The sequence below is a fragment of the Thalassospira alkalitolerans genome (assembly GCF_002115745.1).
Lineage (GTDB): Bacteria > Pseudomonadota > Alphaproteobacteria > Rhodospirillales > Thalassospiraceae > Thalassospira > Thalassospira alkalitolerans.
In genome coordinates this window covers 62,103-82,787 of sequence record NZ_JFKB01000014.1, presented here as the reverse complement: position 1 = coordinate 82,787, position 20,685 = coordinate 62,103, and the positions used below count along the sequence as shown (strand labels likewise).

Annotated in this window: 19 protein-coding genes and 1 pseudogene; 10 read left to right on the top strand and 10 right to left on the bottom strand. The window is 52.7% G+C overall.

Annotation, left to right across the window (positions count from 1 at the left end; genetic code table 11):
• Positions 1–790 precede the first annotated feature (790 nt).
• A complete protein-coding gene (locus TALK_RS17585) occupies positions 791–2,101 on the top strand; it encodes a M23 family metallopeptidase (RefSeq protein WP_245830016.1) in 1,311 nt (436 codons plus the stop codon).
• Positions 2,102–2,428: 327 nt separating this feature from the next.
• Here TALK_RS17585 and TALK_RS17580 read toward each other — a convergent pair whose 3' ends face one another.
• Both TALK_RS17580 and cyaY read right to left on the bottom strand, forming a co-directional pair.
• Positions 2,429–4,225: an ABC transporter transmembrane domain-containing protein gene (locus TALK_RS17580; RefSeq protein ID WP_085620453.1), complete on the bottom strand. Its 1,797-nt coding sequence runs from the start codon at positions 4,223–4,225 to the stop codon at positions 2,429–2,431.
• A gap of 62 nt (positions 4,226–4,287) precedes the next feature.
• A complete protein-coding gene (cyaY, locus tag TALK_RS17575; RefSeq protein WP_085620452.1) occupies positions 4,288–4,620 on the bottom strand; it encodes an iron donor protein CyaY in 333 nt (110 codons plus the stop codon).
• A 279-nt stretch (positions 4,621–4,899) separates the two neighbouring features.
• On the opposite strand from cyaY, the gene rpmE reads away from it, so the two are divergent.
• Both rpmE and TALK_RS17565 read left to right on the top strand, forming a co-directional pair.
• The gene (rpmE, locus tag TALK_RS17570; RefSeq protein ID WP_085620451.1) at positions 4,900–5,124 is read left to right on the top strand and encodes a 50S ribosomal protein L31; all 225 of its coding nucleotides are present in this window, start codon (positions 4,900–4,902) and stop codon (positions 5,122–5,124) included.
• Between the two features lie 249 nt (positions 5,125–5,373).
• On the top strand, positions 5,374–7,221 hold the full coding sequence (locus tag TALK_RS17565; protein ID WP_085620450.1) for an adenylate/guanylate cyclase domain-containing protein: 1,848 nt from the start codon (positions 5,374–5,376) through the stop codon (positions 7,219–7,221).
• Between the two features lie 73 nt (positions 7,222–7,294).
• Here the strand turns inward: TALK_RS17565 and TALK_RS17560 are convergent, their stop codons facing one another.
• Positions 7,295–7,744 carry a DUF1465 family protein gene (locus TALK_RS17560; protein WP_085620449.1) on the bottom strand — a complete coding sequence of 150 codons (450 nt, stop codon included), beginning with the start codon at positions 7,742–7,744 and terminating at the stop codon, positions 7,295–7,297.
• Between the two features lie 502 nt (positions 7,745–8,246).
• On the bottom strand, positions 8,247–8,435 hold the full coding sequence (locus TALK_RS17555; protein WP_245830015.1) for a DUF1192 domain-containing protein: 189 nt from the start codon (positions 8,433–8,435) through the stop codon (positions 8,247–8,249).
• Positions 8,436–8,522: 87 nt separating this feature from the next.
• Between TALK_RS17555 and TALK_RS17550 the strand changes: the two genes are divergently transcribed.
• The 3 genes from TALK_RS17550 to TALK_RS17540 all read left to right on the top strand — a co-directional run bounded on the left by TALK_RS17550 (position 8,523) and on the right by TALK_RS17540 (position 11,505).
• Positions 8,523–9,530 (top strand): NAD(P)H-quinone oxidoreductase, encoded by a 1,008-nt coding sequence (locus tag TALK_RS17550; RefSeq protein WP_085620448.1) that lies wholly within the window; start codon positions 8,523–8,525, stop codon positions 9,528–9,530.
• A gap of 314 nt (positions 9,531–9,844) precedes the next feature.
• Positions 9,845–10,525, top strand: coding sequence for a DUF1013 domain-containing protein (locus tag TALK_RS17545; protein WP_085620447.1), 681 nt, complete (start codon positions 9,845–9,847; stop codon positions 10,523–10,525).
• 170 nt (positions 10,526–10,695) lie between these two features.
• On the top strand, positions 10,696–11,505 hold the full coding sequence (locus TALK_RS17540) for a DeoR/GlpR family DNA-binding transcription regulator (protein ID WP_085620446.1): 810 nt from the start codon (positions 10,696–10,698) through the stop codon (positions 11,503–11,505).
• Positions 11,506–11,545: 40 nt separating this feature from the next.
• Here the strand turns inward: TALK_RS17540 and TALK_RS17535 are convergent, their stop codons facing one another.
• Positions 11,546–12,445 carry a LysR family transcriptional regulator gene (locus TALK_RS17535; RefSeq protein ID WP_085620460.1) on the bottom strand — a complete coding sequence of 300 codons (900 nt, stop codon included), beginning with the start codon at positions 12,443–12,445 and terminating at the stop codon, positions 11,546–11,548.
• A 107-nt stretch (positions 12,446–12,552) separates the two neighbouring features.
• Between TALK_RS17535 and TALK_RS17530 the strand changes: the two genes are divergently transcribed.
• Together TALK_RS17530 and TALK_RS17525 are read left to right on the top strand one after the other, a co-directional pair.
• On the top strand, positions 12,553–13,125 hold the full coding sequence (locus TALK_RS17530; protein WP_085620445.1) for a GNAT family N-acetyltransferase: 573 nt from the start codon (positions 12,553–12,555) through the stop codon (positions 13,123–13,125).
• Complete coding sequence (locus TALK_RS17525) at positions 13,122–14,396, top strand: MFS transporter (protein ID WP_085620444.1); 1,275 nt, start codon at positions 13,122–13,124, stop codon at positions 14,394–14,396. The genes TALK_RS17530 and TALK_RS17525 overlap by 4 nt, the downstream gene beginning before the upstream one ends.
• A gap of 44 nt (positions 14,397–14,440) precedes the next feature.
• Here the strand turns inward: TALK_RS17525 and TALK_RS17520 are convergent.
• Together TALK_RS17520 and TALK_RS17515 are read right to left on the bottom strand one after the other, a co-directional pair.
• Positions 14,441–16,351, bottom strand: a pseudogene (locus tag TALK_RS17520) (propionyl-CoA synthetase); the annotation flags it as partial.
• A gap of 451 nt (positions 16,352–16,802) precedes the next feature.
• Positions 16,803–16,967 (bottom strand): YdcH family protein, encoded by a 165-nt coding sequence (locus TALK_RS17515; RefSeq protein ID WP_085620442.1) that lies wholly within the window; start codon positions 16,965–16,967, stop codon positions 16,803–16,805.
• Between the two features lie 115 nt (positions 16,968–17,082).
• Here TALK_RS17515 and TALK_RS17510 point away from each other — a divergent pair, with 115 nt between their 5' ends.
• The gene (locus TALK_RS17510) at positions 17,083–17,700 is read left to right on the top strand and encodes a UbiX family flavin prenyltransferase (protein ID WP_085620441.1); all 618 of its coding nucleotides are present in this window, start codon (positions 17,083–17,085) and stop codon (positions 17,698–17,700) included.
• A 24-nt stretch (positions 17,701–17,724) separates the two neighbouring features.
• Here the strand turns inward: TALK_RS17510 and TALK_RS17505 are convergent, their stop codons facing one another.
• Both TALK_RS17505 and TALK_RS17500 read right to left on the bottom strand, forming a co-directional pair.
• Complete coding sequence (locus TALK_RS17505; protein ID WP_085620440.1) at positions 17,725–18,201, bottom strand: TIGR02444 family protein; 477 nt, start codon at positions 18,199–18,201, stop codon at positions 17,725–17,727.
• A gap of 50 nt (positions 18,202–18,251) precedes the next feature.
• The gene (locus TALK_RS17500; protein ID WP_085620439.1) at positions 18,252–19,358 is read right to left on the bottom strand and encodes an ATP-dependent 6-phosphofructokinase; all 1,107 of its coding nucleotides are present in this window, start codon (positions 19,356–19,358) and stop codon (positions 18,252–18,254) included.
• A 120-nt stretch (positions 19,359–19,478) separates the two neighbouring features.
• On the opposite strand from TALK_RS17500, the gene TALK_RS17495 reads away from it, so the two are divergent.
• Positions 19,479–19,685, top strand: a complete 207-nt coding sequence (locus TALK_RS17495; RefSeq protein ID WP_085620438.1) for a YdcH family protein — start codon at positions 19,479–19,481, stop codon at positions 19,683–19,685.
• Between the two features lie 77 nt (positions 19,686–19,762).
• Here TALK_RS17495 and TALK_RS17490 read toward each other — a convergent pair whose 3' ends face one another.
• Complete coding sequence (locus TALK_RS17490) at positions 19,763–20,521, bottom strand: GGDEF domain-containing protein (RefSeq protein ID WP_245830013.1); 759 nt, start codon at positions 20,519–20,521, stop codon at positions 19,763–19,765.
• Positions 20,522–20,685: the final 164 nt, after the last annotated feature.

Genomic DNA, 20,685 nt, shown 5'->3' with positions numbered 1-20,685 from the left:
CAAAACCTGTAAACACCTTTTTTAAGAAAAATGCGCAAAAAACGCAAAAAGTTGGAAAGTCGCTTTGCCCAGAAACTCTGCGACAGGGGCCGCTATCGCCGTGTGATTGAGTGCACCGCAGCATCGTTTTGACCAACTGGTTAGGAACACAAGAGGCATTCGCGACGAAACCGCAGAAAACCGCCGCTTTGCAACAAAGCCAATGTTGACATCATATCGCCCTGCACAAAAGGCCACCGAGGGACATCCGTGATACATATATATATGAGGCAACTCCATCTGCGCGACGATGGCACGAAATCGGGGCAGGTAATGACGAGACCACAGGGAACCCGCTGGCATATCCTTCGCCGCCCACCCGATTTGACAGATACGTATATATGCACACAAATTCGATCCCTAGACCGGCCCCTGCAACCGCCCGCCCCACCCCGCCCTTGGTTAAAGCGGACGCATGGAGTGGTGATTCGCTGCAGCCCCGCCAGCACAGCATTTCAAGATGAACAGCCCCCCATGAAAGACGATAATTTAAAGAGTTAACGCACTGCCATTTTCTTGCCATTCTCGCCATGCAGATCAGCGTCGTTCTTGTGAATCTCCTGCCTGATCCATTTCAACGGTTCGTAAACCAAATCCAGTCATCATGTTGATAACGGAATGATGTCCGACCTGTTGTGAATTGGCATTTCACATTTACGAGTCTTTTTTGTATAAGGTTCGTGCCGATGTTGCCGCAAAGAGCAACTCGTTGGGCACACTGCATTATTAGTTCTAGGGGAGTTCTGCGGCGATGGCCGGAAGAGACTTGGTATCTATTGCCACCATCATGGCAATCCTGGGGGGAACTGCTGGTTTCATCCTCTCGGACCATTACTCCAACACAACGGATTCCGCTTTATCGGCCAATGCTGCCGAAAGCGAACTTGGCGCATCGCCGCCTTCCGGATTTACCGAGACGGCCAACTTGCCGGAAAGCGAGCCCCGTCTTGAAACGGTTGTCCTTGAAAAAGGTTCCAACCTTATGGCAACGCTGACCGCTGCAGGTCTTGAGCGATCCGTTGCCTATAACGCCATCGAGGCGCTGCGCGATGTTTATAATCCGCGCAAATTACGCGCTGGTCAGGAATTCGACCTTGTGTATGCAAGTGACGTCGAAGGCGACAGCGACCTTTTTGATACCCTGCGGTTCCAGCCTGATCCCGAAACGGTGGTTTCGGTGTCGCGGACCGATGATGGTTTTACCGCATCAAGCGACAAGATCGCACTGACCTCTGTCCGCAATGTTTCATCGGGTGTAATTGATCAGAGTCTTTTCCTTGCCGCGGAAAAGAACGGCATGCCACTTTCGGTATTGATGGAGCTGATCGAACTTTATTCTTATGAAGTCGACTTCCAGCGTGACATCCAGCCGGGCGACAGCTTTGAGGTGATGTTCGAAGAATTGCGCAACGATTCCGATGAACGCGTCCGTTATGGCGATGTGCTTTATGCCAACATGACACTGAGCGGGCATGATGTCCGGCTGTTTTCCTATACTGACAGCAAGGGCGAAACCGACTTCTATAATCAAAAGGGCGAATCTTATCGTCGTGCTCTGATGCGGACACCAATCAACGGCGCGCGTCTGTCATCGGGCTTTGGCAAGCGCAAGCATCCGATTCTTGGCTTTACCAAAATGCACAAGGGCGTTGATTTTGCCGCACCACCGGGAACCCCAATCTTTGCGGCAGGCAACGGGACAATTGCCCAGATCGGCCGTAATGGCGGTTATGGCAACTATATCCGTCTGCGTCACAACGATTCCTATGACACCGCCTATGCCCATATGAAAGGCTTTGCCAAGGGATTGCGACAGGGTTCACGAGTCAAACAGGGCGATGTCATCGGTTATGTCGGCACCACCGGCGCATCGACCGGACCGCATCTGCATTTTGAAATCCTGAAAAACAACGCCCAGGTCAACCCGATCAAAGTCAAAATGCCTAGTGGCAAGACATTGAAGGGGAACGAGCTGAAAACCTTCCGGTCCAAGGCCGAAGGAATGCGTGGCCAATACGCCGAATTGTCGCTGCACAATCGCAAGATCGCCAGCGCCGAATAGACAAATATCGCAGACAAGGCAGTCGCCTTATAAAAAAGCCCACCGATCATCACCGGCGGGCTTTTTTAATATCTGAACTCTGCCACATGACCGCTTTCGGTATAAAGCGAAATAGAGTGCCATGTCGTAGAGGACAATAGAGCCGTGACGGATCGTTATCCCTCTCCCTGCCCGGATCCTCCCCCCATCAGGTCGCGCACTCGTCAGTTGGCAGGCTCGGCTGCCCGCATAGCAGGTACTGCTGTTTCAGGTGAAGTTTCTTCCGATAACAAAAACCGCGCCTGCATGCAGGCGCGGTTTAAAATTGTTAGACCTGAACCTGATGGATCAGGCTGCGTCACTTTCGAACTGAAGCTTTGCCAAGCGGCTATAAAGCGGATTGGTTTCCATCAATTCCTGATGTGTCCCAACCGCAATCAGTTTGCCGTCATCAATCACGACAATCCGATCCGCATGCAGAACCGTTGCCAAACGATGTGCAATCACCAGTGTGGTACGGCTGGCCATGATGGTTTCAAGCGCCTTCTGGACAACCTGTTCGCTTTCGGCATCAAGGGCACTGGTTGCTTCATCAAGCAACAGCACAGACGGATTACGCAGGATTGCCCGTGCAATCGCGATGCGCTGGCGCTGCCCACCTGAAAGACGCACGCCCTTTTCACCAAGGAAACTGTCAAAACCATCCGGCAGGCGATCCAGGAATTCAGTGGCATGTGCCGCATCAGCCGCCGCCCGGACGTCATCATCCGTCGCATCGGGTCGGCCATAGCGAATATTTTCCCAAGCGTTGGCAGCAAAGATCACCGGATCCTGTGCGACCAAACCGATGCGTTCGCGCACCGATACCGGGTCAGCCGTTCGAATATCGACGTTGTCAATTTTAATGGTCCCGCTTGCCGGATCATAAAATCGCAGCAACAACTGAAACACAGTGGTTTTACCGGCCCCTGACGGACCGACAAGGGCAACCGTTTCACCAGGCTTCACCTGCAAGGAGAAACCGCTCAACGCCGAACGATCCGGACGGGCCGGATAATTAAAGCAAACATCCTCGAAACTGACATGTCCCTGATGCTTTGCGGGCATCACCACCGGATTGGCCGGGGCGGCAATGGCCGGTTCGGTTTTAAGCAGCCCCATTAGCCGTTCCGCAGCACCGGCCGCACGTTGCAGATCACCAATAACCTCGCTGATTGCGCCGACAGACCCGGCCACGACAATTGCATAAAAGACAAAAGCAGATAGTTCGCCGGCCGATATCGTACCATCAAGCACATCATGGCCGCCGATCCACAGGATCGTGCCAACAGCACCAAAGACCATAACAATAACGACTGCTGTCAGAAGCGCGCGGGCAGAAATGCGCGAAATCGCTGTTTTAAAAGCCCCCTCGACAAAACCGTTAAAGCGGTCGCTTTCGATTTTTTCATGGGTATAGGCCTGCACCGTGCGCAAGGCATTCAGCGTTTCTTCGGAAAAGGCGCTGACATCGGCGATCCGGTCCTGTGCTTCGCGCGACAGGCGGCGCACGCGGCGCCCGTAACCGATAATCGGAACAACCACCAATGGCACCACCAGCAACACAAGAGCCGTAAGCTTCGGACTGGTAATGGCCAACATCGTCAGGCCACCGACAAACATCAGGATATTACGAAGCGCGATTGAAACACTTGATCCGATCACGACCTGTAACAAGGTCGTATCGGTCGTCAGGCGTGACAAGACTTCGCCAATCCGCGTCACTTCAAAGAAGCCGGGGTCCAGACGAATAATATGGGCGTAAACAGCCGAGCGGATATCGGCAACGACCCGTTCACCAATCCATGACACCAGATAGAATCGGGCATAGCTGGCGCCGGCCATAAGAAGGGTCACCGCAAAAAGAACAAACAACGCCTGATCAAGAAGAACACCGTTGCCATCGGCAAAGCCCTTATCGACCAACGTTCGAAGCCCGTTGCCAAGTGCCAGAACCGTACCCGATGCAACCACCAATGCAACTATGGCACCCGCCACTTGCATCCGATAGGGAAGAACAAAGGGGACGATGGCACGAAGAGCTGAAAAATTACGGCTGGAGTCCCTGTCTGCGAGACGGGGTGAATTACGAGGATTTAATGCCACAGCAGCCTTCCGGGTTACGCTTTTCTTATCCGTTCTGTTATCAGGCCAGTTTTGAAATAGATTTAATCCAGATCAAGACGGCGACCCGTTTTTACCGCGAGATCGGCAGTTAGCTGTTCGGTCAGCGTGGTCGATCCGCGGGTCGAGGTCCAGCTTTCATTGTCTTCGTCAAAATCGTAGTGGCTGGCACCACTAACGGGTGAAGACATCCAAAGCTGCCGGTTTGGGCCGTGTTTATTGATGATGAACGTCTCACCCGAGTCGAGCTCTATTGTCAGAATTCCCGACTCTAAATCGACATCAAGATCATCCCCCATCTCATCATCAATACGATCCGAAAGGATTCCGATGGTGCCATCAGCAAGTTGATGGAAGCGGGTTTCATCAAGGGCCACGATCAACACTCCGTCTGTCAAAAGGGGCACACACCCCTTGGAAAGGCGACAATTTCATATGTGGCGCACCATACTATATAAAGGGTCTGGTGCAAGCCTGCATCATAGCGTGTTAACCGATTAGTCCAGGTCAATGTCGTCCTGATCGCTTTGGAACAGGACAAAAAGCCCCGCGCGAAACTGTTAATCCGGGTTTATCCACGAATTCCCGGTTACAGGGGTTGCGCAGGTCGATTTTTTCCCCTATACACCGCGCTTCAAATTCCGGAGTGATAGGCGATGAAAAAAGATATCCATCCCGATTACCATGAAATCACCGTTCAAATGACGGACGGCAGCACCTTCTCCACCCAATCGACCTGGGGCAAACCAGGCGACGTGTTGAAGCTTGACATCGATCCAAAAAGCCATCCGGCTTGGACTGGTGTTCATCGTCTGCTGGACAGTGGCGGGCAGCTTGCCAAGTTCAAGAAGCGCTTCGCCGGTTTCAATATCGGTAACTAATCAAAGATCGTCTTTTTGGCGATCTATGGGATCAGCGCCCGTTGCATCTTTACGATGCTGCGGGCGTTTTTCTTTTCGGGCTCATGTTTAACTGCCTCGACAAAAATTACCTGCAACCTTTAACATCCCTTGCCTATGGTCATATTTAATGGTCAGACCGACATTTTCTTGCCATAATCTTTGGTCGGCGCATACCGCGTGGCAGACGGGGATGGTGTCGCTTGTTCTCGGGAAAACTGGGCTATTTGAATGAACCAGGTGGTTGCGCGCACCCAGGTCAGTTATGAGGTCTACGCAAAAGACCGTTCAGGGCGTTGGGAAATCCACGCCCACTTTACTGGTGCGCAAAAAAAACAGGCTGAGGAAGAAGCACGCTCGCTTGAGAGAATGGCGCATGTTTCGGCCGCAAAGGTTATCCGCGAAGTTTATAACCACAACAGCAACGCTGCTGAGGAATATGTTGTCTATGAAACGCGCCAGTCCGGTCCAAAAGAACCGGCACAGGTCGCGCCTGCTCGGTCTGGCCCCGCAGGAAGCGCCGTAGCAGGCCCGACGACGACAAGCCCCTCCGAATCTTATGCCAACCCCCATAACAAACCGGCTACGGCCAAACCAAAACAGACTGCCAAACCGACCAGCCGCGATCAAATCCCCGGACTGATCAGCCTTGTTCTAAAACTGATGATCGCATTCTGTATTGCGATTGCTATTGGCCTTTTGGCCATGCTTGGCGCCGCACAGGGATTGGGCTACCTGCCCGATCTAGGAATGTCGATCAGTCAGGGTGCCTACGACAAAGTGAACTTTATGGCCTTTATCGTTGGCTTCCTTGCCAGCGCAGTACCAATGCTGATGAATGTAACCCAGAAATTTCAGGGAAGGTCGCAGTCGCGCACCCGCGCCATCCAGAAGACCTCGCCGACGACTAAGCGCCCTAATCCGGGTCGCCGCATAAAGGCCAATCAGCGCCCCACAGCCGCCTTTGCCGACATAAACACCCGCCCCGACCATCTGGAAGAAACAGGCAAAGAGACGGCAAGTGACACCGTAAAGAATGCTACAGAGGATACGATTGAGGGCACCTCAGAAGATACGGCGGAGGATGTAACATCCACCACGGAAGTTCCTGACGGGCAAGAACAGAATAAAGACGGCGTTTTCGACAAACCATTGATCGAGACCCCAGCCATGCAGACCACCCGTAAAGTGATGAAGTCTTTTATCGCCGGTTCAATGGAAGCGATCAAACGCACCGTGCAGAATATGGACGCCTATCACAAATTCGGCGTCAATCTGTATGTCGCAGGCGCATGTGATGCCTGCAGCGAGAAAAACGCCCTTCCAACAGGCTATGGCCGTGGAATTCTAAAGGATTGCATCACGGCCCTTGGGGCGACTGGAAATATGGCTGACACTTTCTGCAAGAGTGTCGACAACTATATCCTCGAACCGAAATACAAGGATATGTACGGTGCGGGCCGCAGTTCGATGGATGCCTATATCGAGGACGAGCGCAGCATCACCACATCGGTGTCGCGTGCAATTGCCGCCTGGATAGAAAAACCCGGCAATGCACAAGTGCCCGACGGCGGCAAAAAACTGCACGCTCTTATGTTTACCGATATCGTCAATTCAACGCAGATGACCCAGAAGCTGGGCGATGTCGGCGCACAACAGATGGTCCATATCCACAACCAGATCGTTCGAACGGCCTTGATCAACAATTACGGCAAGGAAGTAAAGCATATGGGGGACGGTATCATGGCTGTGTTCCCGTCTTCCGCAAGTTCGGTCGAAGCCGCGATTGAAATCCAGCGCAACATGGCCAGCCATAACGAACGTGGTGAGTTGAAGTTTCAAATTCGCATCGGCATCAATACTGGCGAAGCCATTGCCGAGGAAAATGATCTGTTTGGTACTGTTGTGCAGCTTGCCGCACGTGTCTGCTCACAGGCCGATGGCGATGAAATCCTGATTTCAAAGAACGTCAAGGATACCTATGCTGGCAGCCGGGCGATTTTTACCACCAAGGGCACACGCCAGATGAAGGGCTTTGCCGAACCGATCGAGGTCTTTAGCGTGACCGCACGGGCATAGGCCGCCATCCTGGCCCATTTACCATCGAAAGACAGACGACAAGAACAACAGTGGCCTTTAAGGATATTTGATCCTAGGCCGAGCAACGGGCAGCGACCTGAAGCTCCATACGGGCTGTGCGCATATAAAGCGAATAGGCGCGATCCATAAGATCACGAAGTGCCGGTGCAATATGACCGTTATCGTCACAATGCTCCTCTACACACCCCCGCAGATCGACCATAAGGTCATCTATATCGACAGCTTCTTCCCAACCTATTTCGCCTTCTTCAACGGCACGCACAGCCAAAAGCCAAGCCATTGCACGGATCAACCGGCTGGTCATGCGCATTTCTGCAACAAATTGGGTTATTTTGGCATCGGTATGCTCCCCCCGACGCGCAGAATTTCGGTTTTCTGACAGGTAGTTCCGCGCCTCCACCAGCAGGGTGAAGGCCTCATCATAGGTTCGCGAAAAAGGAACGATCGCGAAATTGCTCTGATAGGGCTTCCCGATCGTTGTCGGGGGATGCTCATCTGTCATAGGGATTATATTGGGAAACTGCTTCGCCGCTTCAAGCGCAATGTGGGATTTGTCCCAAATAGAAAGACCGCCCTAAAAGGGCGGCCTTACCTCAACCTGCTAAACTTGCCGGACTTTTTTATTATTTTTAATCTTGTTTGTGGCCGAACATTAGCCATCGGTTCACAGAGGGTCAAGGTAATAAATTGCGGAAATATGACAATACGTATTAATACGTACCATTATGCGTATAAACAATACGCATGGCCCAATCCCTATGACACCCCACCTTGTCGCGGAGAGCACACAAAAGGAACCGCCCTAAAGTTGGGCGGTTCAGTTTAACAGGGAGGCATCGAAACATCATGTTCGACAAGGGGCCAACAGGTGACCCACAATCCATATATAAGACCAGAAGTTTAAATTTCAATTAACCGAGGGTTTAAAATATTATCCTCACGTTTAGTTCTTTGGCGTGCACCTAATACCAATGATCATCTAACCGCGATGTTCACCGGCACTGTCAGGATTTGAAAAGTGCCTCTGCGCCGGCATGAACACCATTGCGATGCTCCAAGGCCGCATCGACACGAACGATCTCTTGTTTTAGCGCGTTGCGATAGTCATTCAGGTTTTCAACCGACATTCCATCAAGGTTACGCGGCAAGCCAAACATCGTGACATTGGCTTTTTTCAGGTTGTCGTCTTCCACGGTCTTCCTCCTTATGTCAATTTGACCCAAGCGGTTTTCCCGCTATTACATAGTCAGAAGATACACCATTCGCCACGGAGATTTGACATGACTTTACCCGTTATTCCCGACAGCATGCGCGCGGTTGAAATCAAAAAGGATGGTGATCAACCTCTCCTTGTGACAGGAAAGGTTCCTATCCCGGAAATTACCACCGGTGAGGTTCTGGTTCGTATCCGTGGCGCGGGTGTAAATCGCCCTGATCTGATGCAGGTTGCGGGCATGTATCCGCCACCACCTGGCGCATCTGAAATTCCAGGTCTGGAACTGGCAGGCGAAATCGTTGCCTGTGCCCCGGATGTAACGGACTGGAACGTGGGCGACCGTGTTTGTGCACTGGTCACCGGGGGCGGCTATGCCCAATATGCGGCGGTTCCAGCGGCACAATGCCTTCCAATTCCCAGGGGGCTTGGCCTGATAGAGGCTGCGGGCCTGCCCGAAACCTTTTTCACCGTCTGGCACAATGTGTTTGACAAGGCCGCCCTTCAAAACGGCGAAACCTTTCTTGTCCATGGTGGAACATCAGGGATCGGCACAACCGCAATCCAGCTTGCCAAGGCATTTGGCGCACGCGTGATCGCAACGGCCGGAACGGATGAAAAATGCCAAGCTTGCTGCGATCTTGGGGCTGACATTGCCATCAATTACAAGACACAGGACTTTGTCGAGGAAGTTAAATCTGCCACAGACGGCAAAGGTGCCGATGTTATCCTTGATATGGTGGCCGGCGATTATGTCAGCCGAAATTTCAAAGCCGCCGCCATGGAAGGCCGTATTGTCATTATTGCCTTTTTGAACGGGCCAAAGGCCGAAACCAACTTTACGCCACTGTTGCTAAAGCGCCTGACATTGATGGGATCAACGCTGCGCGCGCAGCCCATCGCCAACAAACAGGCGATTGCAAACCAACTGCGCACCAAAGTCTGGCCACTGATTGATACCGGTAAAATACGCCCGGTGATTTTCAAGACCCTGCCCTTGGCCGAAGCACAGGCAGCACACGACATTTTGCGGGGTGGCGCACATGTTGGAAAAGTGGTACTGGAAGTGCCTTGATTGTTTACGGGTCCGGGTCGAAGGCACTTTGGTCGTCGCCAACGTCACCCGTTCCTTGGCAACAGGCCTTTGACTGCGGAATGAAAAGAAATATTCTTTTCAAGAAACCGCAACAGATTGTTGCTTTTAACCGCACATTGATCGAAAAGAGCGCTGTGGTGGTTCCAGCGACGCGCGGCGCCCATCTTGGGTTGCCTTTGCAGCGTTGCCGGAACACCAAAACAGATTATATTCTGGGACAAACTATTTCCGCGGATTTGGGACCCTTCCCATCGCCGGTTTCCAGAGAGAGAAAAGAGTAAACAGGAGGAATTATGGCTCAGCCCCTCATGCCGAAAGCAACAGCCGTTTGGCTTATCGACAATTCCGGCTTGTCGTTCCGGCAAATTGCTGCCTTTACGGAATTGCACGAGCTGGAAATCCAGGCAATCGCCGATGGCGATGTCAATCAGGGGATTGTCGGTTTGGACCCGGTTTCAAATGGTCAGTTGACCAAAGAAGAGATCGCCCGCTGTGAAGCTGATCCGCGTGCATTGCTGAAAATGGCAAAATCCGATCTGCCGCGCCCGCGCGCACACGGCAAAGGGGCACGTTACACCCCTGTTTCGAAACGTCAGGATCGCCCGAATGCGATTGCATGGCTTTTGAAACATCACCCGGAACTGTCTGATGCGCAGGTTTGCAAACTGATCGGCACCACCAAAGACACGATCGGCAAAATTCGTGACCGGACGCACTGGAACTCGGCCAATCTGACGCCGCGTAATCCGGTAACAATGGGCCTTTGCATCGAGCTTGACCTTGAGAAACAGGTTGTGATCGCACGAAACAAAAATCCGGAAAAAATCGTCAAAAATGTCGAGCCGGATCCGTTGCCCGAAGAATTGCAGATCAATCCGGAACCGGATTACCCTGGCAAAAAAGACACCGGGAAAAGATCCGCACCAAAAACGTCGGATTACATGGAAGCAGCAGAAAACCTGTTCCGCTCCTGACCGAAATAGAAAGGCCGCCACTCTGGCGGCCTTTTCTCTTTGGCGCTTTCGCAAAAGCGAATATGTTTTGTTTCATACGAATGCCGTTAAACGGTAATATTATTGAAATGAGCACGACATAACATTCGTTTGCACAAAAACCGCAAAACAATCGCCAAAGAAAACGTCTCATGCAAAAACGTCCGACCGAACGTCAGGCCAGTATCGTTGAACTTGTCCGCGCTGACGGCTTTAAAACCATTGAACAGCTTGCCGAACGTTTTCAGGTAACCCCGCAAACCATTCGCCGCGATGTAAATGCCCTGTGCGACGAAGGATTGCTTCGCCGTCGTCATGGTGGCGTTGAACCCGCTCTTGAGCATGAAAACATCGCCTATCGGGCGCGCAAGGTTTTGCATGTAAATGAAAAACGCAAGATCGCAGCCCTTGTTGCACGCGCCATTCCAGATGGCGCTTCCCTGTTCTTTTCCATCGGCACAACACCGGAACTTGTCGCAAGCGCCCTTTTACAGCATCGCGGCTTGCGCATTTTCACCAACAACCTGAATGTCGCCTATGTTGCCGCAACCAATGACAGTTTTGATGTCACCCTGATTGGTGGCCGGCTACGCAACCGGGACCGCGACGTTCTTGGCCCGGAAGTCGAAGCATTCTTCAACAGCTACAAAGTCGATTACGGCATATTTGGCGTTGGCGGCATTGACGCCGATGGCAGCTTGCTTGATTTCGATGAACAAGAAGTCCGGGCGCGTTCCGCCATTCTAAGCAATTCGCGCCAGACCTATCTGGTTGCAGACCACACCAAATTTGGCCGGAATGCTGTGGTGCGCGGCGGATCGGTTACCCAGGTCACCGCATTCTTTACCGATAGCCCACCGCCCGATGCGATCGTCCAAATGATTGAAAAAAGCGGTGTCGCCCTGCACATCCCGGAACCAAACGCGGAATTTCCGACCTTTTATGTTCCTGAAGATGACTAGCCTCAGGGCTGATCGCACTTAAAACGATTAGCTTCAAGGTCTAGGCCGTGGGCCAATCACGTGCTGCCGTCATCAAACTATTGCGAACTTCACGAAGCCCGCGACCCAGAACCTTATCCCGACGCACCACAAGGGCAAGCTGACGCGCAAGACCGGGAACAAGCGGCCGCGTCTTGATCGGAAACTGGGTCCGACCCAGCCGTGCCCCCATGGCAGGCAAAATCGTCGCCCCCAGCCCGGCACCAACCAGTTCCTTGATCGCTTCGACACTGCCCAGTTCCATAATCGAATTGCCGACAATCCCGGCGGCGCGCAGCCAGTCATCGACAATCGTTCGAGTATGGCCACCGCGCTCGTAAAGCACCAGCGGCATATCGACCAAATCGGTCGGCCCAATTTGATCCGGAACATCCGCCCCCTCGGCAAAGATTGCGACAAATGGATCAGTCAGAACGGGGGTGACATCCAAACTGCGCCCCGCGGCGGGCAGCGTTACAAGCCCGATATCAAGGCTATTTTCCTCAATTGATTTCAAAACCTCACTGGTATTGCCGGTACGAACAATAACCTCAAGCCCGGGAAAGCGTCGTTGCAATTGCTCCAACACCTTTGGCAGGAAATAAATACAGGCGGTCGCTCCGGTACCGATCCGCACCTGCCCAATTGTCCCGCGTGCAAATCCCGCCACCGCATCCAGTGCATTTTGAACCGATGCATCGATTTCCCCAACCCGGTCCAATAATGCCTGCCCGGCCGGTGTCGGCATGGCCCGCTTGCCAACACGTTCGATCAAACGCACCCCCAATCGGTCTTCAAGCTGGCGGATTTGTTGACTGATGGCTGGTTGGCTTAGGTTTTGACGTGTCGCTGCGGCGGAAAAGCTGCCCAGTTCGATCACATCGGCAAAAGCATGCAATTGATCCAGGTTAAGGCTGCGCATACCAAAGCTTTCCTTATCATTTGCATAAGAATACAAATCTGATCTTATCCTGATTTCCCGATTAATGTCATCCAACACGATCAATCACTGTCACGGAAATCACATCAATGTCTTTTGAAAGCCCGCTTGCCCCCGCTATCCCGACCAAACTGGTTATCCGTGATGCCGCCTCATCGGATATCCCGGCAATCACCGCGATATATCGCCATCATGTTCAGACCGGCACGGCCTCGTTCGAGGAAATCCCGCCAAACAAAGGTGAAATCGCCAACCGGTTTACAGCCATTCGCGACCATGGCCTGCCCTATCTGGTGGCCATGCGCAGCGATGTCATCGCCGGATATTGTTATGCCAGCCTGTATCGCCCACGTTCGGCCTATCGCCACACCATCGAAAATTCGATCTATGTCGCGCCAGATTGCATTGGTAGCGGTATCGGGGCGACATTGATGGCCGCCTTGCTTGAACGTTGCGAAACAGGCCCCTGGCAACAGATGATCGCTGTAATTGGCGACAGCCATAATCATGCGTCGATTGCGCTGCATCGCAAGTTCGGGTTCGAAATGACCGGGACCTTCCACAAGGTCGGATACAAATTTGGCCGATGGCTTGATTCTATTTTGATGCAGCGTTCTCTTGGCACGGATAAACCGGTTCTTCCCGCCCCTGTTGAAAAATGATTACCCGCGCCCTCGTCGTCAAACTGGGATTGGGACAATTGATCAGTTGGGGCACGGCCTATTACCTGATTGGTAATTTTGGCCCCCTGATTGCCCAAACCCATGATTGGCCCGACAGCATCGTCTATGCCGGTTTTTCGACATCTCTTTTGGTCATGGCCATTGTTTCCCCGTTTTGCGGCAAGATGATTGACCGTCATGGCGGGCGAACCATCATGATGGCAGGATCATGTCTGAATGCCGGTGGTTGTCTGATCCTGGCATTTGCCGATCACCTGATTTTGCATTTTATCGGCTGGATCATCCTTGGCGTTGCCATGCGTGCCACCCTTTATGATGCGGCCTTTGCCACATTGGCACATATCGGCGGGCGCGATGCCAGACGGGCCATGGGGCAGATCACCCTGTTTGGAGGCCTCGCATCAACCATTTTTTGGCCGTTGGGGCATTTGATCCAAACTGAATTCGGCCTTGCTGCTGCGCTCGTTTGTTATGCTTTATGTGCCCTGCTGACTGTCCCGCTGCATGCAGGCATCCCGGTGGGTCAAGCCCGACACGGAGGCAAACAGCCCCCCAACCGCAGCAGCGATCATACCACCCCCGACGATACCCAATTACCGCCACAGCAATGGTTATGCGGGGTCCTGTATGCGGCAATCGTTACGTTGTTAAATGTCGTTAATGCCGCCATGTCCGCTCATCTGATTACCGTTTTGATCGGGCTTGGACTGGGCACCGCCCTTGCAATCAAGATCGCCGCTCTGCGCGGGATTGGGCAAACGGTTGCACGTACAGCCGAAGTTCTGTTTGGGCGTCGAATTTCGCCTGCGACACTGACGGTGATTGCAACGGCAATCCTGCCTTTATGCTTTCTGCTGGCGTTCTGGGGCAACGAATTTGCGATTGCCGCAATGGCATTTACCCTGTTCTATGGCGCGGCCAACGGCGTTCTGTCGATTACGCGCGGTACCCTGCCCCTGATGATCTTTGGCAATACCCATTACGGCCATCAGGTGGGTCGATTGCTGATCCCCGGTTTTGTTCTATCCGCTTTGGCGCCAAGTTTGTTTGAACGGGTGATTGGTCACTGGGGGACAAACGGTGCGCTTTGGCTTTCAAGTGGCTTGATGGCCTGTGCATTTGTTGCAGCCGTTCTGCTTTATCGGCTGTTACAAACGCGCCCCAACGCAACGGCTGCCCAGCCATCAAAGGTTTCCGGATCAGGTACAAAAAATCCGTCCGTCAGGTTGCCCCGACGGACGGTTACCTAAACCCGTTCTTATCTCGACCTTTGGGAGCTCACCAAACGCCCCGGTTATGCCGGTTTGGCGTAACCGATATCTTTAAGGGCAACGGCAATTTCCGGCAGAACCCCCGGATCATCAATAGTCGCTGGCGCATTATAGGTTTCGCCATCTGCGATGGACCGCATGGTTTTACGCAGGATTTTCCCTGATCGCGTCTTGGGTAATCGATCAATAACCGTTGCTTGTTTAAAGGCGGCAACCGGGCCGATCTGATCACGCACCATGGCAACCAATTCCTTGATGATCGCCTCGTGCGGGCGGAGCACACCGGATTTCAAAACAACAAAGCCCAATGGCAATTGGCCTTTCAGATCATCATGCACGCCAATCACCGCACATTCGGCAACGTCGGGATGACCAGACAGAACTTCTTCCATGGCCCCGGTCGACAGGCGATGCCCCGCGACATTGATGATGTCATCGGTGCGTGACATCACATAAACATAGCCATCATCATCAATAAAACCGGCATCCCCGGTGGCGTAATAGCCCGGGAACTCTTCCAGATAGGAAGATATATAGCGCGCCTCGTTCTGCCAAAGTGTCGGCAACGTTCCGGGCGGCAATGGCAGTTTGGCGACCAACGCCCCGATCTTGCCGCGCTCAAGCGGTTTGCCGCCTTCGTCCACGACCTGAACATCCCAGCCACACGCCGCAACCGTTGGCGAACCATATTTGATTGGTAACATTTCAATGCCACGCGGATTGGCACAAATCGACCAACCGGTTTCCGTCTGCCACCAATGATCAATTACCGGTACGCCAAGGCTGTCTTCGGCCCAATGCAAGGTATCGGGATCGGATCGTTCCCCCGCAAGATAAAGCGCCTTTAGGCTGGAAAGATCATAATTGGCCATCATTCCGGCGTTAGGGTCGTCACGTTTAATCGCGCGAAACGCGGTTGGTGCGGTAAACAGAACCTTGACCCGATGCTGTGAAATCACCCGCCAAAACGCGCCAGCATCCGGGGTGCCAACCGGTTTGCCTTCATACATCACCGTCGTACAGCCCGCCAAAAGCGGCCCATAAACAATATAAGAATGCCCGACAACCCATCCGACATCCGATGCAGCCCAATAAACATCACCGGCATCAACATCATAAATATTCTTCATCGACCAATGCAGGGCAACCATATGCCCACCATTGTCACGAACAACCCCCTTGGGTTCTCCGGTTGTGCCCGACGTATAAAGCACATAAAGCGGATCGGTTGCTGCCACAGGCACACAATCAGCCGGTGCGGCCTTGGCGCATTCCGCCATCCAGTCAAAGTCACGTCCATCCATCAACGGGGCCGTGCATTGGGCACGCTGGAACATCAGAACCGATTGCGGTTTATGCGTTGCCTGTTCAATCGCACGATCCATAAGCGGTTTGTATTCGATCACGCGTGATCCTTCGATGCCACAACTTGCCCCCAATATGATTTTAGGTTTGGCATCATTGATCCGGGTCGCCAGTTCATGGGCCGCAAACCCGCCAAATACGACAGAATGGATTGCCCCGATCCGCGCACAAGCCAGCATCGCCTGTGCGGCCTGCGGGATCATCGGCATATAAATAATAACCCGGTCGCCCTTGGTCACGCCCTTGGCATGCAACGCACCGGCAAGCCGGGCCACCTCATCGCGCAAACGGTTATAGGTAAAGGTTTCAACCGTATCAGTCACAGGGCTGTCATAGATCAGGGCCGCCTGTTCGCCGCGGCCATTTTCAATATGGCGATCCAGCGCATTAAAACAGGTATTTACCTGTCCGCCAGTGAACCATCGGTAAAGCGGGGCATTGCTATCATCAAGCACACGGTCCCACTTCTTGTACCAAGACAGATTTTCTGCGGCCTCGGCCCAGAAACCTTCCTTATCCGAGATCGAGCGATCATAGATTTCCTGATAACGACCCGTCATTTCTGAAACTTCCTCCCGCGCGTCTGGATCTTTTGCCCGAAAATACGCGTCTGGCTTATATGCTGCGTTGTTGCGAAATACCGGTCACGTTTGTCTATGATATTCGCCCGGTAATTTCGTCGACCCGATCTGCTTTCAGGATTGCAAACTCTGTGCTGCACTCCTAATTCGGCATCATAATACCGATTTAAATTTCCAATGCCCCTTAGACATTGGTAGAGGGCAGAAAACCGGGGTATTTTTGCGGATTGAAATCAATCCAGAAAGCATCTTGCCTCGCAAAAAAGGCACGCCCGAAAAACGGAAAGATGCTAACAAGAATGCCGCCTCGCACGGTGGGCTACATGCAGAGGCGGCAAGAATAAAAGGCTGAGATCTATGCGCAAGAGATGCGTTTTTCAGGCAATCCGCACAGCTTCGTCATGGTGCTGCACGTTTTTTGCCAGCATCCTCTTGACGGCTAATGGGTTATTCGATTTATCTCGTCTTTGATTTCGAGCTTGCGGCGTTTAATGTCTGCAACACGGGAATCATCAGGCGCCGGTCGGCGCTGCTCGGTATGGAGTTCCTGCTCAAGCGCAGCATGTTTGACAGTTAGAGCTTCGACATGGGATTGAACACTCATTCGCCTACTCCTCAATTCTGACATTGCCCACACATTGATGGTAGTAATTCTGTAATATGATTTCCAGTCTTTCGACGATAAAACTGTTTAAATAGTGATCTGGGTAACACATAAAATGTCTCAAAAGGATCGACTTATCATTGGTATAACCGGCGCATCCGGGGTGATTTACGGCATCCGTTTTTTACAAATGCTAAAAGCCACACCAATCGAGACTCACCTGATCCTCTCAAAGGCGGCCGAACGCACAATCGCCTATGAAACCGACTTTAAAATTCGTGATATCAAAGAGATGGCAGACGTCGTCCATGATAATTCCGATATCGGTGCATCAATTGCATCCGGGTCGTTCCGCGCACGCGGCATGGTCATCGCTCCTTGCTCGATGAAGTCTCTGGCCGAGGTCGCAAACGGAGTCGCCGATAACCTGATCGCCCGCGCTGCCGATGTGATGCTCAAAGAACGACGTCGTCTGGTTTTGATGGCACGCGAAACACCGCTGCATGCCGGCCACATCCGCAATATGGCACTTGCCACCGAAAATGGGGCCATCATCGCCCCGCCGGTTCCGGCCTTCTATGCCCGACCGCAATCCCTTGATGAAATGGTCACGCAAAGCTGTGGCCGGATTCTTGACCTGTTTGATATCGATCTGCCGGAAACTGCCCGTTGGGGCGATGCCGATGCCCAAAACCATATCCCGGTCACCGGCAAACCGCGCAAGACGGACTAGGGTAAGAACCTGAAACTCAAACCATTATCCGGCTTTTTTGATCAGGCCCATACGGGTACACAGCAGATAAAGCGCCTGATCACATTCGGACTGGCTCAGATTAAACCGCGTCGGCGATAAATAGGCATGCGCCGGGGCAAACGGATCGTTTGCCGGGATTGTTTCGACCGCATCACATAATAATTTCTGTTCGATGCGCTCGGCACTCAGCTCATCATTCTTGACCTTGCCACGCAGCTTTTGCGCGTCGTCCCGATCGACATTGCGCAGAAACCGCCGTGCAGAGCGCAAAGGTACAATCACCTGCTCACGCCAATTGCGCACCGCATTTTCAAGTGCCGATATGCTGTATGGCGCCAACCCATTTTGGCCAAGACAGAACATGAACAACAACATATTCACATCCAGACCACAACTTTCCTGCAATTCAAGACATAATGATGCAACACCGTCGCGGCCATACATCTCGACCGTAAAGGTCCAGACTTCCTCTGCGTTCATGTCCAACCTGTCCGTTTTTCATTTTTAATTCCAAGATGGCCTGCTGCTGATCAGACCGTCTTTGCCGTTCGTACCGTTTTCGGCGGTGTTCCAAGATAGGCACCAAGCCCCTTGGCGGTCGAAACCATGGTTCCATTGGTGTCAACAAGACGTGGCCCGACAATCACATCGGCCATATCAACATCAATTACCTTGCGTTTTGACCAGGCGACCACGCGGTCAAATCGGCCTTCGGCGATCAGATCAACCGCATGCACACCAAAGGCCGATGCAATCACCCGGTCACGTGGCGACGGAATTCCCCCGCGCTGCACATGGCCCAACACCGTCACCCGTGTTTCCCAGCCGGTTCGCGCCCCAAGTTCATCGGCCAACCAGTGGCCGATACCGCCATAACGTATTTTTTGTCCGTCATTTTCTTGGGTTACCGCAGATCCATCATCGCGTTTGACGGCTTCGGCAACGATGACCAATGCATGATTGCGTCCGCGTTTACGAATGTTCAGACAATGCTCGGTCAGTGCATCCAGATCATAATCCATTTCCGGAATCAGGATCGCATCCGCCCCGCCAGCCACCCCGGCAAAAAGCGCAATATGCCCGGCATCACGGCCCATGACTTCAAGGATCATAATGCGATCATGGGATGCTGCGGTGGGCTGCAACCGGTCAAGTGCCTCGACCGCAACGTTAACCGCCGTGGTGAACCCAATCGAATATTCCGTTTGGGCCAAATCGTTATCAATGGTTTTAGGAATCCCGACCAGATTGATCCCGCCCATTTTCGCCAACCGGTGCAGGATCGCCATGCTGCCATCGCCGCCCACCCCGATCAGCGCATCAAGCCCAAGCTTGTTATAACCTGCAATAACCTCGGCGGATCGATCGGCAAAACTGCCATCGGGCATCGGGTAATGAAACGGATCGCCTTTGTTCACCGTGCCAAGGATCGTCCCGCCAAGGCGCAGCATTCCGTCATTATTTACATGATCATTCAAATCAATTGCCTGGGGCGGGTCCTGCATCAGGCCATGGGTTCCCTGACGTATCCCGACAACGTCCCAGCCATAGCCAAGCACAGCACGCCGCACCACGGCCAGAATGACCGCATTTAGCCCCGCACAGTCACCACCACTGGTCAGAATTCCGATCCGCATCCGTTTCCTCCGTCCTGTTCGGTCTCTTATCGAAAAGCCCGTTACAAATCATATGGGTTGCCATTCCGAATTCTGATAGTATTACAGGCTCTTCGCGTTAGTAACCAAGCTGGATCAAAAATGGACGAAATCAATCAGATTGCAGTCGAAAAAAGACTGCTGATTCTGCGCGAAGAACATCGTGACCTCGACATCGCAATCGGACAATTGGCCGAAGGTGCCCATCACGATCAATTGCGTCTGGGGCGCATGAAAAAGCGCAAGCTCGCATTAAAAGATGAAATTCTCTATCTCGAGTCACAACTCGTCCCAGACATTATTGCCTGAAACCAAAATACAGGAAATGATGGGGGATGCATGCTAAAAAGGCGATTGTCCCGCCAGCGCAGCATGCGGGCCACGTGCTATAAGCCGCTTGGGATCCGCTGCAATTGTGCAGCCTTCATTTCTTTTTCGGCACGCAAGGCATAATCAACGGCCACCAGCGCATCTTCGGGGGTATCCCCGGCCCGGGCAATATAGACACCAAAAACCGGCGTTATAGAGATGTATTTACCCTTCCAGAAAAAGGGATGCTTTTTCAATCGACGACTGATCGCATCGGCGCGCTGCCAAGTATCCTGTTCATCCATATTATAAAGCAATGCCGCAAAATCATTGCAGCCAAGATAACCAACCTGATGGGGAGGCAGGATGAATTCGGTAATCGTGCGATGCAGGAAGTTAAACACCCCCTCTTTGCATCCCTGACCGTAACGCTGCAATACTTCGTCCAGATCGGCAATCTCGCACAGCAAAAGAGTTCTTGTCGTGCGGTCCGTGCCGGTCAATGCCAATTCGTTTTCAACGATCTGCATGAAACTGGTACGACTAAGCGCGCCGGTAAACGGATCACGCCCTTCCGCCCGCGCAAGATCAACCTGATGACGCTGTAATTCGGCAAGGTTTTCGCTAAGCCCGTTCACGCGCAACATCAGTCGCGCAATCGCCTTTTCAACCGCAGGTGTCACCTGATCATCGGGAATGCCAAGAACATCGGCAATATCCTGAATGTTGGCAGGTGCCGAACTTTCATGGCGCTGCAATTCACGACGGAAAGCCCCCCCCGGATGAGAATCATCACCCTGATCTGGATCCGGATCAGGCGCAGTTTTCTTACGCACTGGCCTGCTATAGGTGTATGCGGCATATGGGTTAGAGGAGTAACGGCCATCTCCTGCCCCCATCGACGACGGGGTGATGGAACCGGGTCTCGTGACTTTCATGTCTGCCCTCTCATGTGCTACCTGCACAGAGACAAAATATTTGATGCCAAAATTATAACTTA